The sequence below is a fragment of the Vibrio sp. 10N.286.45.E10 genome (assembly GCF_002874195.2).
Classification (GTDB): Bacteria; Pseudomonadota; Gammaproteobacteria; order Enterobacterales; family Vibrionaceae; genus Vibrio; species Vibrio crassostreae.
The window spans coordinates 672,900-687,009 of the sequence record NZ_MCWD02000001.1 but is presented as its reverse complement, the minus strand read 5'-3'; the positions used below and the strand labels follow the sequence as shown (position 1 = coordinate 687,009).

At 44.3% G+C, this 14,110-nt stretch carries 11 protein-coding genes and 1 pseudogene; 4 read left to right on the top strand and 8 right to left on the bottom strand.

Annotated elements, in window-relative coordinates; genetic code table 11:
- Positions 1-35: 35 nt before the first annotated feature.
- The 5 genes and pseudogenes from lon to BCU34_RS02930 form a co-directional block, all read right to left on the bottom strand.
- Positions 36-2,387: an endopeptidase La gene (lon, locus tag BCU34_RS02950; protein ID WP_019824784.1), complete on the bottom strand. Its 2,352-nt coding sequence runs from the start codon at positions 2,385-2,387 to the stop codon at positions 36-38.
- A 132-nt stretch (positions 2,388-2,519) separates the two neighbouring features.
- On the bottom strand, positions 2,520-3,800 hold the full coding sequence (gene clpX / locus BCU34_RS02945; protein WP_009847283.1) for an ATP-dependent protease ATP-binding subunit ClpX: 1,281 nt from the start codon (positions 3,798-3,800) through the stop codon (positions 2,520-2,522).
- An 81-nt stretch (positions 3,801-3,881) separates the two neighbouring features.
- Positions 3,882-4,508, bottom strand: coding sequence for an ATP-dependent Clp endopeptidase proteolytic subunit ClpP (gene clpP, locus BCU34_RS02940; protein ID WP_004736080.1), 627 nt, complete (start codon positions 4,506-4,508; stop codon positions 3,882-3,884).
- Positions 4,509-4,613: 105 nt separating this feature from the next.
- Positions 4,614-5,912, bottom strand: coding sequence for a trigger factor (gene tig, locus BCU34_RS02935; protein ID WP_017106221.1), 1,299 nt, complete (start codon positions 5,910-5,912; stop codon positions 4,614-4,616).
- A 294-nt stretch (positions 5,913-6,206) separates the two neighbouring features.
- Positions 6,207-6,389: pseudogene (locus BCU34_RS02930) on the bottom strand (hypothetical protein); the annotation flags it as partial.
- A 163-nt stretch (positions 6,390-6,552) separates the two neighbouring features.
- Here BCU34_RS02930 and BCU34_RS02925 point away from each other — a divergent pair.
- The 3 genes from BCU34_RS02925 (at position 6,553) to BCU34_RS02915 (ending at position 10,087) form a co-directional block, all read left to right on the top strand.
- On the top strand, positions 6,553-8,373 hold the full coding sequence (locus BCU34_RS02925; protein ID WP_102478427.1) for a sensor histidine kinase: 1,821 nt from the start codon (positions 6,553-6,555) through the stop codon (positions 8,371-8,373).
- A 29-nt stretch (positions 8,374-8,402) separates the two neighbouring features.
- Positions 8,403-9,749: a sigma-54-dependent transcriptional regulator gene (locus BCU34_RS02920; RefSeq protein WP_102478426.1), complete on the top strand. Its 1,347-nt coding sequence runs from the start codon at positions 8,403-8,405 to the stop codon at positions 9,747-9,749.
- A 155-nt stretch (positions 9,750-9,904) separates the two neighbouring features.
- Positions 9,905-10,087 (top strand): hypothetical protein, encoded by a 183-nt coding sequence (locus BCU34_RS02915; protein WP_017106218.1) that lies wholly within the window; start codon positions 9,905-9,907, stop codon positions 10,085-10,087.
- 74 nt (positions 10,088-10,161) lie between these two features.
- Here BCU34_RS02915 and BCU34_RS02910 read toward each other — a convergent pair whose 3' ends face one another.
- From BCU34_RS02910 to BCU34_RS02900, 3 genes are all read right to left on the bottom strand, one after another.
- Entirely contained in the window at positions 10,162-11,523 is a 1,362-nt protein-coding gene (locus BCU34_RS02910) for a TRAP transporter large permease (protein ID WP_102432835.1), read from the bottom strand.
- Between the two features lie 2 nt (positions 11,524-11,525).
- Positions 11,526-12,281 carry a TRAP transporter small permease gene (locus tag BCU34_RS02905; protein ID WP_102432836.1) on the bottom strand — a complete coding sequence of 252 codons (756 nt, stop codon included), beginning with the start codon at positions 12,279-12,281 and terminating at the stop codon, positions 11,526-11,528.
- Positions 12,282-12,345: 64 nt separating this feature from the next.
- The gene (locus BCU34_RS02900; protein ID WP_102478425.1) at positions 12,346-13,341 is read right to left on the bottom strand and encodes a TRAP transporter substrate-binding protein; all 996 of its coding nucleotides are present in this window, start codon (positions 13,339-13,341) and stop codon (positions 12,346-12,348) included.
- A 356-nt stretch (positions 13,342-13,697) separates the two neighbouring features.
- On the opposite strand from BCU34_RS02900, the gene BCU34_RS02895 reads away from it, so the two are divergent.
- Positions 13,698-14,105 (top strand): thioesterase family protein, encoded by a 408-nt coding sequence (locus tag BCU34_RS02895; protein ID WP_009847292.1) that lies wholly within the window; start codon positions 13,698-13,700, stop codon positions 14,103-14,105.
- The last annotated feature ends 5 nt before the right edge of the window (positions 14,106-14,110 follow it).

Below are 14,110 nucleotides of genomic sequence, written 5' to 3'. Positions count from 1 at the left end.
CAGCGTAATTCTTTACTTATTTTTGCTATGCATCACTATTTTTTCACGTCAAACTCGACCCCAGACGGATCTCGTTCTAGCGCTACTTTGAGTACTTCATCAATCCACTGAACCGGGATCACCTTCAAGTCAGCGATTACGTTGTCTGGAATCTCTTCCAAATCACGCTCATTGTCTTTAGGAATCAGTACAGTTTTGATGCCGCCACGGTGTGCTGCAAGCAGTTTTTCTTTCAAGCCACCGATAGGTAAAACTTCACCACGAAGGGTAATTTCACCTGTCATACCGACCTCAGCTTTAACAGGGTTACCCGTCAAGCTAGACACTAATGCAGTACACATTGCGATACCCGCACTCGGGCCATCTTTCGGTGTAGCACCTTCTGGTACGTGAACGTGAATATCACGTTTCTCATAGAAATCTGAGTTAATACCCAGTTTTTCTGCACGAGAACGAACCACGGTCATTGCCGCTTGAATCGATTCTTTCATCACATCACCAAGTGAACCGGTTTGCGTTAGCTTACCCTTACCCGGCATTGCTTCAGTTTCGATAGTCAGTAGATCACCACCAACTTGAGTCCAAGCTAAACCAGTCACTTGACCAATACGGTTACTTTCATCCGCTTTTCCGAAGTCATGACGTTGAACGCCTAAGTACTCTTTCAGGTTATCAATATTAACCGTTACAGACTTAAGGTCGCTGTCTAGCAAGATGTTCTTCACAGCTTTACGACAGATCTTAGAGATTTCACGCTCTAGGCTACGTACACCCGCTTCACGCGTGTAGTAACGGATAATGCCGATGATTGCAGAGTCTTCAATCTCAATTTCATGAGGCTTAAGACCGTTGCGTTGAACTTGCTTGTCCAATAGGTGGCTCTTAGCGATGTTCAGCTTTTCATCTTCTGTGTAACCAGACAGGCGAATCACTTCCATACGGTCCAATAGTGGGCCAGGGATGTCCATCGAGTTAGACGTTGCAACAAACATCACATCAGATAGATCGTAATCGACTTCTAGGTAGTGATCGTTAAATGCGTTGTTTTGTTCTGGATCTAGTACTTCTAGAAGCGCTGAAGATGGGTCGCCACGCATATCAGAAGACATCTTATCGATTTCATCTAATAGGAACAGTGGGTTCTTAACGCCAACTTTAGACATCTTCTGGATTAATTTACCCGGAAGTGAACCGATGTACGTACGACGGTGACCACGAATCTCAGCTTCATCACGAACGCCACCTAGTGCCATACGTGTGTACTTACGACCCGTTGCCGCAGCAATCGAACGACCTAGCGAGGTTTTACCTACACCAGGAGGACCTACAAGACAAAGGATTGGACCTTTTAGCTTGTTGATACGGTTTTGTACTGCCAAGTACTCAAGAATACGTTCTTTAACACGCTCTAAGCCGTAGTGATCTTCGTTTAAGATCTCTTCCGCTTTAGCTAAATTCTTTTTAACTTTTGAACGCTTAGCCCAAGGAACACCAACCATCCAATCAATGTAGCTACGTACTACTGTTGCTTCAGCAGACATTGGCGACATCATTTTCAGTTTTTGAAGTTCTTGCTCAGTTTTCTCACGAGCTTCTTGAGGCATCTTAGAATCTTCGATCTTCTTCTTCAGAGTCTCGAATTCATCAGGTGCGTCGTCCATCTCGCCAAGTTCTTTCTGAATCGCTTTCATTTGCTCATTCAGGTAGTACTCACGCTGAGATTTTTCCATCTGCTTCTTAACGCGGCCACGGATACGTTTTTCAACTTGCAGGATGTCAATTTCTGACTCCATTTGGCCCATCAAGAATTCCAGACGTTCTGTCACATCTAAGATTTCTAGAACGTGCTGTTTATCTACCAACTTAAGTGGCATGTGCGCAGCAATCGTATCAGCAAGGCGAGCTGCCTCATCAATACCGTTCAGAGATGTTAGAACCTCTGGTGGAATCTTTTTGTTTAGCTTAATAAAGCCTTCGAATTGATTGATCGCACTACGAACAACCACTTCTTGTTCTTTTTCGTCAAGTTCTGAGGTAACAACGTATTCGGCGTCCGCTAAGAAGAATTCACTTTCTTTGAATTGGTGAATCTTTGCACGCTGCTGACCTTCAACAAGTACTTTAACCGTACCATCAGGGAGCTTGAGTAACTGAAGAATGGTAGCGACTGTACCTACGTTAAATAGGTCGTCGATTGAAGGCTCATCAGTGTCCGCTTCTTTCTGCGCTACAAGTAGTACTTGTTTGTTAGCTTCCATTGCCGATTCAAGGCATGTAATCGATTTTTCACGACCAACAAACAATGGAATAACCATGTGTGGGTAAACCACTACATCACGTAGAGGTAGCACGGGGATTTCGATACGCTCGGAACGTTCCAAGTTCATATATTTCTCTCTTCCGCTTTAACTTATAAAGCAGTATATGGGGCTTAAACGACTGGATTCAATGGAAGAATAAAAAAAAGGAGGTAATTGCTTACCTCCTTTTTCAATTTGAGTGACTTGTCTAAAAAAGACCTACTCTGCAACAGCTGCTTGGTTATCTGAGTTGCTGTAAATCAATAGTGGTTCTGACTCACCATTAATTACCGACTCATCAATCACAACCTTGCTTACATCAGTTGAAGATGGCAGTTCGTACATAGTTTCTAGTAGAACACCCTCCAAGATAGAACGTAGACCACGAGCGCCTGTTTTACGGTTCATTGCTTTCTTAGCAATTGCACGTAGGGCGTCTTCACGGAATTCTAATTCTGTATCCTCAAGCTCAAATAATGCTGCGTACTGTTTTGTCAGTGCATTCTTTGGCTCACATAGGATTTGGATTAGCGCTTCTTCATCAAGCTCTGTCAGTGTTGTTGTCACCGGTAGACGACCAATGAATTCTGGAATCAGACCATACTTCACTAGATCTTCAGGTTCTACTTGAGTGAACAATTCACCGATAGTTTTGGTTTCGTCTTTTGAACGCACTTCTGCGCCAAAGCCGATACCTGAACCTGTTTCTACACGTTGTTCAATCACTTTATCTAGGCCTGCAAACGCACCACCACAGATAAATAGGATCTTAGACGTGTCCACTTGCAAGAACTCTTGCTGTGGATGCTTACGACCACCTTGAGGTGGAACTGAAGCAACTGTACCTTCAACAAGTTTTAGTAGAGCTTGCTGTACACCTTCACCAGACACGTCACGCGTGATTGATGGGTTTTCAGCTTTACGAGAAATCTTGTCGATTTCATCGATGTAAACAATGCCGCGTTCCGCTTTCGCTACGTCGTAATCACATTTCTGAAGCAACTTCTGGATGATGTTTTCAACATCTTCGCCCACGTAACCCGCTTCGGTTAGTGTTGTTGCATCAGCCATAGTGAAAGGAACGTCTAGGAAACGAGCCAATGTTTCAGCAAGTAGTGTTTTACCACTACCAGTAGGACCGATAAGAAGAATGTTACTCTTACCTAGCTCTACGCCTTCAGCTGTCGTGTCACCATTACGTAAACGCTTGTAGTGGTTATAAACTGCAACTGCTAGCACTTTCTTCGCGTATTCTTGACCGATTACATAGTCGTCAAGATGCTCACGAATCTCACGCGGCGTTGGCAGCGATTCCGATTCTTTCTTAGGAAGAACATCTTTAATTTCTTCACGAATAATGTCGTTACAAAGATCGACACATTCATCACAAATGTAAACAGAAGGACCTGCGATTAACTTGCGAACTTCGTGTTGGCTTTTGCCACAGAAAGAGCAGTAAAGCAGTTTACCGCTACCACCCTCTTTGCTTTTATCTGTCATTCGCTAACCTCTTAGCCTTAACTCTCTATGCTTGAGTGTATATCAATTTGAATCACTTTGCGTTAAACAATTGCCCTGCAATTATTGACCGCGATGATTAAGAACTGAATCCACTAAGCCGTATTCTACTGCTTGATCAGCAGACATGAAGTTATCACGATCTGTATCGCGCTCAACAACTTCTAGAGGCTGACCCGTGTGCTCTGCCAATAGTTTGTTTAGCTTTTGTTTGATCGTTAGGATCTCTTGCGCGTGAATTTGAATATCAGACGCTTGGCCTTGGAAGCCGCCAAGTGGCTGGTGAATCATTACACGTGAGTTTGGAAGCACGTGACGCTTACCAGGAGTACCACCCGCTAGTAAGAATGCACCCATAGAGCAAGCTTGACCCATACATACTGTGCTCACGTTTGGCTTGATGAACTGCATTGTGTCGTAGATAGACATGCCTGCTGTTACGCTACCGCCAGGTGAGTTGATGTAAAGATAGATATCTTTGTCTGGGTTTTCTGATTCCAAGAAAAGCAGTTGAGCCACGACAAGATTTGCCATGTGGTCTTCCACTTGACCTGTTAAGAAAATGATACGTTCTTTTAATAGACGAGAATAAATATCGTAAGAACGTTCACCACGGGAAGTCTGTTCAACCACCATAGGAACTAGTGCGTCCATAATCGATGGCATTGTATTTTTTTCTTGGTAGCTCATATTCTTATGTCCCTAAAATAAATGGCCCGAATGATTAAATCATACGGACCATTGTTAGCAGAATTGTTGACCGTACGTCAACCTTCTACGTCAGATATTACTATATTAAGCAGGTTGCTGATTCATTAGCTCGTTGAAGCTAACTTCTTTATCAGAAACTTGAGCTTTAGCGATGATTGCATCAATAGCTTGCTCTTCTAGAGCAACATTGCGCATGTTGTTCATCATTTGCTCGTTTTGCTCGTAGTAAGCAATAACTTCTGTTGGATCTTCGTATGCTGTAGCCATCTCTTCGATGATAGCTTTAACTTTCTCGTCGTCAGCTTTTAGCTCTTCAGTCTTGATTACTTCACCAAGAAGAAGACCTACAACTACGCGACGTTTAGCTTGCTCTTCGAACAGCTCACGTGGAAGTTGGTCAGCAGCTTCAGTGTTGCCACCGAAACGTTGAGCAGCTTGTTGACGTAGAACACCGATTTCTTGATCGATAAGAGCAGAAGGTACGTCGATGTTGTTTTCGTTAACTAGACCGTCGATAGCTTGCTCTTTGATGCGGTTCTTAACAGCTTGCTTAAGCTCACGCTCCATGTTCTTACGAACTTCAGCTTTAAGACCTTCAACGCCGTCAGCAGCGCCGAACTTAGAAACGAATTCTTCGTTTAGTTCTGGAAGTTCACGAGCTTCAACTTTGTTCAGCTTGATAGAGAACTTAGCTGCTTTACCTTTTAGGTTTTCAGCGTGGTAATCTTCTGGGAAGTTTACGTCGATTTCGAATTCCATACCTGCTGTTTTACCAACGATACCGTCTTCGAAGCCAGGGATCATGCGACCAGCGCCCATCTCTAGTGGGAAGTTCTCAGCTTTGCCGCCTTCAAACTCTTCACCGTCGATAGAACCAACGAAGTCGATAGTTGCACGAGAACCAGCGTCAGCAGCAGCTTCAACTTCAGTCCAAGTCGCTTGTTGCTTACGTAGAGTTTCGATCATCTCTTCAACGTCAGCTTCTTTAACTTCTACTGCTGGTTTCTCAACAGTGATGTTTTCTAGACCTTTCAGCTCAACTTCTGGGTAAACTTCAAAAGTTGCGTTGAATACTAGGTCAGCGCCTTCGTTGTTTTCAACTGGTGCGAAAGTTGGAGCGCCAGCTGGGTTGATTTTCTCTTTAACGATCGCTTCGATGAAGTGACGTTGCATTACTTCGCCCATCACGTCTTGACGTACTGCTTTGCCGTACATTTTAGCAACCATCTTCATTGGCACTTTGCCTTTACGGAAACCATCGAAACGACGGTTTTTCGCGATGTTGCGTAGTTCAGCTGTAACTGCATCTTCGATGTTAGCAGCAGGAACAGTAATATTAAGACGGCGCTCTAGGCCTTCTAGCGTTTCAACAGTAACTTGCATTATATAAACCTCAAAACTGGCTCAGTAATCTGAGCATATGAGCCGTAACTTAGCTTTAATTCAAAAGCCGACGTTGTTGGCTGCATCCTTGTGTAGTGCTCTATCCGAACACCTAATTTAAAATCGAGCATTGATGTCTGAATTGATTATTCAACCAAACACCAGACTAATCAGCGATATCTTCGTTCTTCACACGTCGATTAAAACGCAATAAAGCTTGTTTTCAGAAACAAGAAAGGTATCTCCGATTAGCCTCAGGACAGAAATTTTAGACGCGACATTCTAGCGATCTGTTTAATCTCTGTCGAGCCGTTCACCTCTGCATGATGATGAATGCTCTAAATTCGTCCAACTAAGTGATACAAAAACGATCAAATCATCACTTAGCACAACAGAAATGGGGACAATAGCGACTTTTTCAAGGGAATCGAGGGCTTTTTTTGCTAAAAACCTTAAAAAGAGATCTTGCTCTTGTTTTACCCCTCAGAGTCGATAACTTTTTCAACAATCCCCGTTACAAACCCTTAACCTACACCCATCTGTTCACTCTCTGCTTTCAGCAAAAACGACCGCTATTTGCTACCATAAACGAGAGAAGACAGGCTTGATTGTTTACCAAAGAAATTAGCGGAGAGCCTTCATGTTTCAAGCTTTTAGAATCCCAATACTCTTAATGGTCGCATACAGTTTACTGATGGTGTTTGGCGGTCATTGGGTGTGGAGCACAAGCCATGAAAGTTTGTTAAATGATCATCAATCTAAGCTAGACCGTTTTTCAGTTCATATTTCAAGTCAATTGGACAAGTTCGCGCACATTCCAGAACTGCTTTCAAAAGACAAAGAGCTGGTCGATGCCCTGCACTCTCCAAGTAACTCTGCGCAAATCGAACTCACTAATCGTTATCTAGAGCACGTAAACTCGGTGATTCAAGCATCCGACACCTACCTACTAGACAGTATCGGTACCACCATCGCAGCCAGTAATTGGAATCAACCGCGTTCTTTTATTCGTCGTAATTTTGCTTTCCGCCCTTACTTTCAAGAAGCGATTCTTGGCAATGAAAATCAATATTTTGCGCTAGGATCAACTTCTGGGAAGCGAGGCTATTATTATTCTTACCCCGTCTCCTATGCCGCCGAGATTATTGGCGTCATTGTTGTAAAGATGGATTTATCGCTGATTGAAGCAAGTTGGAAAGGCAAACAGAGTTTTTTTGTTGCTGACGATAAAGACCAAATCGTATTTATGTCGAGTAACCCTGAATGGCTGTTCAAAAGCCTTCAACCACTAAGCGAAGAACAGCACTCTCAAATTCAAGAAAGCAGACAGTATCTCGATACAAAAATAGAAAGCCTACACTTCTCCGGTGATTTCGAGAGCGCTACTAGCAATATTGAGTCTCAGCACAAGCTCGTCCAAGAACAGTTCTTTAGCTCCTCTCGCTTCTTAGCCGAGCCAAAACTCACCATACGGGTATTTTCTCCGACCCACTTAGTTTGGTGGGACTTGGTTGCTTACCTTGTGGTTCTCAGCCTTATCTTTGCGATTATTTATCTCACAATGCAACTCAACCACCATCGACAACAAAGACGCGCTCAGATAGATAGGCTGCAATCCGAAGCCAAGCAAAAGCTCGAATTTCAAGTGCTCGAACGCACATCAGAGCTGCATGTCGAAATTAAACATCGTATCGAAACCGAACATGTATTGAGGCAAACCCAAGACGAACTCATCCAAGCAGCCAAACTGGCGGTGCTAGGGCAGATGTCAGCGAGCATCAGCCACGAGCTAAATAACCCGCTCGCTGCGATTCGCAGTTATGCCGACAATGGCCGACTGTTTCTTGCCAAAGAAAAAACCGATCGTGTCGATGACAATCTATCGCGAATCTCGGCACTCACTGATCGCATGGCGAAAATCAGCCACCAGCTTCGCTCCTTTGCAAAGAAATCCACCGCGGAAGAACTGCACACCTTGCAAATACTCCCTATCTTACATTCATCGAAAGAGCTGATGAAGCCACAGCTCAAGAGTGAACGAGTTAAGGTCAACGAACTCCCTGAAATCTTTGATGCTTGCGTGCTCGCCAACGCTATTCAACTGGAACAGGTGATCATTAACCTGCTGACTAATGCGATTCAGGCGATGGAACAACAAGATGATAAACAATTAGCTATTCTGTTAGAGATTTGGGAGTCCGACCATCAACAAGCCCAGACCTTGCTGATTCATGTCGATGATAATGGTCCCGGCTTCACCTCCCCTTCGAACGGACACTTTTTTGAACCCTTCCATACCACCAAGAAAAACGGACTTGGACTTGGGCTATCGATTTCTCAACAAATAATCAGCGGAATAAATGGCAAGCTCGTTACAGGAAGCAGCCCCCAAGGTGGTGCTCGATTTAGTATAGAGTTACCCCTTGTTGAACAAGAACAGCAAGCAAAAACGCAGCAATAACCAGAATACAAAGAAGTAAAGGAATCACTATGTGTCACGTCTATTTCATTGATGATGAATCCGATCTAAGAGTGGCGATTGAACAGAGCTTCGAGCTCGCCGACATTGATGCCGAATTCTTTCCCGATGCGGAGTCAGCTCTGCTCGCGATTCAAGAAAACGGCTTACCTCACGTGATCATCACTGATATCTGTTTACCGGGTCTGTCTGGGCATGATCTGCTCAACACCGTGATGCACAAAGACAAAGAGATCCCCGTAATTATGATTACTGGTCACGGCGATATTTCGATGGCCGTTCAAGCAATCCAATACGGCGCCTATGACTTCATCGAAAAGCCGTTCGCCAATGAGCGCCTAATCGAAACCACCAAGCGAGCGATAGAAAAACGTCAACTAACCCTCGAGAACCTTGAGTTAAAACGTTCACTCAAGGCCAGCCAAGCGCTTGGCCCAAGGATCATTGGTGACACACAATCAATGACAGAACTGCGGTCTATCATCACTCACGTTGCCGACACCAACGCCGATATTTTGTTATTTGGCGAAACTGGCACAGGCAAAGAATTAGTTGCACGTTCTCTACATGAACAAAGCAGCAGACGAGAACAAAACTTCGTCGCGGTCAACTGCGGCGCTGTCCCTGAAAACCTGATTGAGAGTGAACTGTACGGCCATGAAAAAGGCGCATTCACTGGCGCAGAAAGCAAGCGAGTGGGTAAATTTGAATTTGCTCAAGGCGGAACTCTATTCTTAGATGAAATTGAGTCCATGCCGATGCAAGCACAAATTCGCCTGTTGCGCGTCTTGCAAGAGCGAGTCATCGAAAGGGTTGGATCTAATGGTTTAGTCCCTCTGGACATTCGAGTGATTGCGGCCACTAAAGTCGACTTAAAGAAAGCCGCTGAAGAAGGCACTTTCCGCCAAGATCTCTATTATCGACTTAACGTTGTGACCTTAGACTTGCCGCCGTTAAGAAGCAGACAAGAAGACATCCCAGCCCTGTTCCATCACTTCTTACTGGTTGCTGCGGCGCGTTATGGCAAGACAGCCCCAGCCCTTCCACAAAAGGAACTGCACGCACTTTTGGCTCATGATTGGCCAGGGAATGTACGTGAGCTACGTAACAGCGCTGAACGCTTCATCTTACTCGGAAAACTAGCTCAATTGGGGGATGGTGCGAACTCAGAGATCCATTCAGACGCCAGTATTAGCCTATCGGACCAAGTGTCAGAGTTCGAAAAAGCAGTGATCGAGCGCGCGTTGATTGAGAATGAAGGGAGTATAAAATTAACCATGTCTCAATTAAATGTCCCAAGAAAAACGCTTTACGACAAAATGCAACGCTATCAAATCGACAAAGATAATTTTAAGTAAACAATAGATTTTGAAGTGAAAATTAAGCTACGAAATAAAAGAATCAACAACGAAACAAAACGCAAAGCGCAACTTGATCTGAATGTCTATCGAAACTGGCAGAGATAAGATTCATCTTCCATAATTCATATGTCGACTTTAAGGATAAGTTGCATATGAACGAAAAAACGACCATTCCTGTCATTGTAGATACAGTGCTTATTGATGACCATTATGAAGTAGAAAGAAGATCTGGGCGCGATCGAAGAAAGAAAAAACTGCGCTGGAAAGGCTATGACAGACGCATAAGCGGTACTTTACGGCGCGGGAAAAAGAAAGCGATAGATGAAAAAGTATAACTCTTCATCTATCGCTGTTATTTACATTGAGAATGAAACCGTTCGTTAGACTAGCCGTGTATCTAAACCGCCAACTACTTGGTAATGATCTCCGGCCCCATCAAGGTGGTTGGTAACCATGTTGACACCCAAGGCACGTAAGTGACGATAATCAAGAACAAGAACATTACGCCTACCCAAGGCAGTGCGGCTTTTACCACGTTCATCATCGACATCTTCGCGACACCTGCGGTCACAAACAAATTGAGCCCGACAGGCGGCGTTATCATCCCTATCTCCATGTTCACCACCATCATGATACCTAAGTGAATTGGGTCGATACCGAGTGCAATGGCAATTGGGAATACCAACGGCGCTACGATGATCAGCAAACCTGATGGCTCCATGAACTGCCCACCAATCAAGAGTAGAACATTCACCACAATCAAGAAGGTGATCGGTCCTAAGCCAGCAGAAAGCATAGACTCAGTGATCATTTGAGGAATACGCTCTTCTGTTAGAACATGCTTAAGAATCAATGCGTTGGCAATGATAAACAGCAGCATGATAGTCAGCTTACCCGCATCATAGAGCGTGTCTTTGGTGTCTCTGTGACAAAAGGTTTGGAACACTTTCACCAGCGCAGGCTTGGTATTACTCTTGTCAGCGAAAGGTCCCATATCTTTATAGATAAAGTTGGCTATAAAGAAGGCATAAACCGCTGCAACAGCCGCCGCTTCTGTTGGTGTAAAGATTCCGCCGTAGATACCACCCAGAATGATGACAATCAGTAGCAAGCCCCAACTCGCATCTTTCGCTGCTGCGAACATCTCGCCCCAACCCACAAACGGCTGTGCCGGAATCTTCTTAATACGTGCCGCAATGTAGATAGCTATCATCAACATCACGCCCGCCAACAGGCCAGGAATCACACCGCCTAGGAACATACGACCTACCGATACATCGGTCGCTGCAGCATAAACCACCATCACGATTGACGGTGGAATCAAAATACCCAAGGTACCTGCGTTACAGATAACCCCTGCAGCGAATTCTTTTGTGTAGCCGTTTTTGATCATACCTGCGATAACAATACTACCGATCGCCACTACCGTTGCAGGAGATGAACCAGAAAGGGCTGCGAACATCATACATGCCACAACCGATGCCATAGCCAAACCGCCGCGGAACCAACCCACCATCGCGATAGCAAAACGAATAATCCGCTTCGCCACACCACCCGTAGACATGAAGCTAGAGGCCAAGATAAAGAAAGGAATCGCTAAGAGTGTGTAGTGGCCTGCAAATGCATTAAACAGCGTTTGTGCGACTGAAGCTAATGACGCATCTGAATGCATCAATAAGAATATTACGCTCGATAAACCGAGGGAAATTGCAATTGGTACACCGACCAACATGAAAGCAATTACCATTAAAAATAGAAATAACATTGCCATGATTAGTCTTCCTTACCGTTAGATTTTGTACCCGACTCGTTCGCTTTGTTCTGCTTAGTCGAATCCAATACTGCTGTCGCGTCTTCATCAGAACCCGCTAACACATCAGCTTTCAAGGCATCCAGCTCTTCTTCGGCTTCGTGTCCTGCAATCATACGGTCAAGCTTGCCTGTTACGACTTGGTAAGCAACTTGAGCAAAACGGAACGTCAACATTGCCATACCAATCGGCAACGCCATATAAGGAATAAAACGTGGCAGTTTCTCGTATCGCTCTCCTTCATTCAGCCAGTCAGCAAGAAACTGAAGCATCTCTGGCATTGGAATATCGTCGGTCTCGTACCATGCGCGATCGGTCGCGAATGGGTACCAATAATTCCAAGAGCCGATAAGAAGTAAGATTGAAAATGCTAGGCAGCTTGTCACGGCGATTAGCGCGTACACTTTGCGTAGCTTTTCTGGGGCAAGGTTGATGATCACATCAACACCAATGTGGAAATGTTTTTTAACACCATAAGATGCGCCGACCAACACCATCCAAGCAAACATGAACACCGTCAATTCCAGTGCCCACAAGATATTGCCATTGAATGCGTATCGAAATACCACATTGGCAAAAGTAAGTAGCGTCATTGCGCCAAGGAAAAATGCGATTAATGACTCTTCAATCACATCCGTAACTCTTCCGACTTTGGAAAAAAGAGAGGTTTCCAGTGCTGATTCGCTAGAATTTGGTTGTTCCATTTGAGGCTTTTCCATAATTGACTCCGCTTATAATTGTTTTAATAAGGAGTGACGAATACTCGCCACTCCCTTAGCGGTATTATTGGTTTGAAGCTAACGCTGCATCGATAAGATCTGAACCGATGTCTTTTTCAAACTTCTTCCATACAGGTTGAAGCGCAACTACCCATGCTTCACGCTGTTCAGGCGTAAGTGTACGAACCTCACCACCGGCTTCGATGATGTTATTTTTGTTCGCTAGGTTAACTTTTGAAGATTCTGCATTACGTGTTTCAGAGACTTCTTGAACGATAGTGCCAAGCTGTGTACGTACATCTTCAGGTAAGTCTTTCCAGAAGTCGTTTGACGTTACAACTAGGTAATCCAAGATACCGTGATTGGTTTCAGTTACGCCGTCTTGTACTTCAAAGAACTTCTTACCGTAAATGTTTGACCATGTGTTCTCTTGACCATCGATAACCTTAGTTTGCAGGCCACCATAAACTTCTTTGAAAGACATCTTCTGTGGGTTAGCGCCTAGTTGTTCAAACTGAGCCACCAATACGTCTGATGCCTGAACACGGAATTTCAAACCTTCCGCGTCTTCAGGGTTGATAAGAGGCTTATTTGCCGACATCTGTTTCATGCCATTGTGCCAAAACGCTAGACCTTGAAGGCCACGACGCTTCATCGCATTCTTCAGTTTTTCGCCAGATTCTGAGTTTTGGAAACGGTCGACGGCTTCTACGTCTTCAAATAGGAAAGGAAGGTCAAAAATGCGGTATTTCTTAGTGAACTTCTCAAATTTAGACAACGATGGCGCCGCCATTTGAACATCACCATTTAACAGGGCTTCCAGTACCTTATTATCATCGTAAAGTGTTGAGTTAGGGAAAACTTGCATACAAGCTTTGCCATTCATTTCCGTGTTTACTCGCTCTTCCAGTAAAGAAGCGGCAATGCCTTTCGGGTGCTTATCGGTATTGGTTACATGACTGAATTTAATCACGATTTCACCTGGATCACAGTTTGCAGCAGCATTAAAACTTGTGAGCGCCAGAGCAGAGACAGACAGCAGGGTAAGAGGCTTAAACATTATTATTCTCCTTAGTAAACAAAACAGCCCTTCAATGGGAACTGCGTGCTTTCACTAAGGCAATTAGCGCGCCACATTGACACAAATCATTAACAACCCTTTAACCATAAGGCTTCATGATATCTGCCTGCTGCAATCACCAACTTGCTGCAAAAATCAATGGGTGGGAAATGACACATAGAATATTTGTAAATGGGTGGGAGTTGACCAACGCATCACTAATGGATACGGCCGAATGAGGTCTGACCAAGAGCCACATTCCCGATGATACCTTGAAGTAATTTCGACCTATCCTGTAGAGTGCTGCACAACTTAGTCAGATTTACTACAACGCTACTTAATAAGAGTTGATATCAATGAGCCAGATCTACCATCACCCAGTACAAATTTACTATGAAGATACCGATCACTCAGGTGTGGTTTATCACCCTAACTTTCTAAAGTACTTTGAGCGTGCACGCGAACATGTATTGGGTAGCGATAAACTGGCAACATTGTGGAATGAACACGGATTAGGTTTTGCGGTATATAAAGCCAACATGACTTTTCAAGATGGGGTTGAGTTCGCTGAGATCTGCGACATCCGAACCTCTTTTGAACTCGATGGCAAATACAAAACGCTATGGCGACAAGAAGTGTGGCGTAAAGATGCAACCAAACCTGCGGTGATTGGTGATATCGAAATGGTTTGCCTAGACAAAGACAAGCAACTGCAGCCCGTGCCTGCTGAAGTATTAAAAGCGATGCTTGGCGAAACGAGCTAACTTCC

Coding starts and splice junctions, on each gene's coding strand:
- lon (WP_019824784.1), bottom strand. CDS start 2,387: ATGAACTTGGAACGTTCCGAGCGTATCGAAATCCCCGTGCTACCTCTA.
- clpX (WP_009847283.1), bottom strand. CDS start 3,800: ATGACAGATAAAAGCAAAGAGGGTGGTAGCGGTAAACTGCTTTACTGC.
- clpP (WP_004736080.1), bottom strand. CDS start 4,508: ATGAGCTACCAAGAAAAAAATACAATGCCATCGATTATGGACGCACTA.
- tig (WP_017106221.1), bottom strand. CDS start 5,912: ATGCAAGTTACTGTTGAAACGCTAGAAGGCCTAGAGCGCCGTCTTAAT.
- BCU34_RS02925 (WP_102478427.1), top strand. CDS start 6,553: ATGTTTCAAGCTTTTAGAATCCCAATACTCTTAATGGTCGCATACAGT.
- BCU34_RS02920 (WP_102478426.1), top strand. CDS start 8,403: ATGTGTCACGTCTATTTCATTGATGATGAATCCGATCTAAGAGTGGCG.
- BCU34_RS02915 (WP_017106218.1), top strand. CDS start 9,905: ATGAACGAAAAAACGACCATTCCTGTCATTGTAGATACAGTGCTTATT.
- BCU34_RS02910 (WP_102432835.1), bottom strand. CDS start 11,523: ATGGCAATGTTATTTCTATTTTTAATGGTAATTGCTTTCATGTTGGTC.
- BCU34_RS02905 (WP_102432836.1), bottom strand. CDS start 12,281: ATGGAAAAGCCTCAAATGGAACAACCAAATTCTAGCGAATCAGCACTG.
- BCU34_RS02900 (WP_102478425.1), bottom strand. CDS start 13,341: ATGTTTAAGCCTCTTACCCTGCTGTCTGTCTCTGCTCTGGCGCTCACA.
- BCU34_RS02895 (WP_009847292.1), top strand. CDS start 13,698: ATGAGCCAGATCTACCATCACCCAGTACAAATTTACTATGAAGATACC.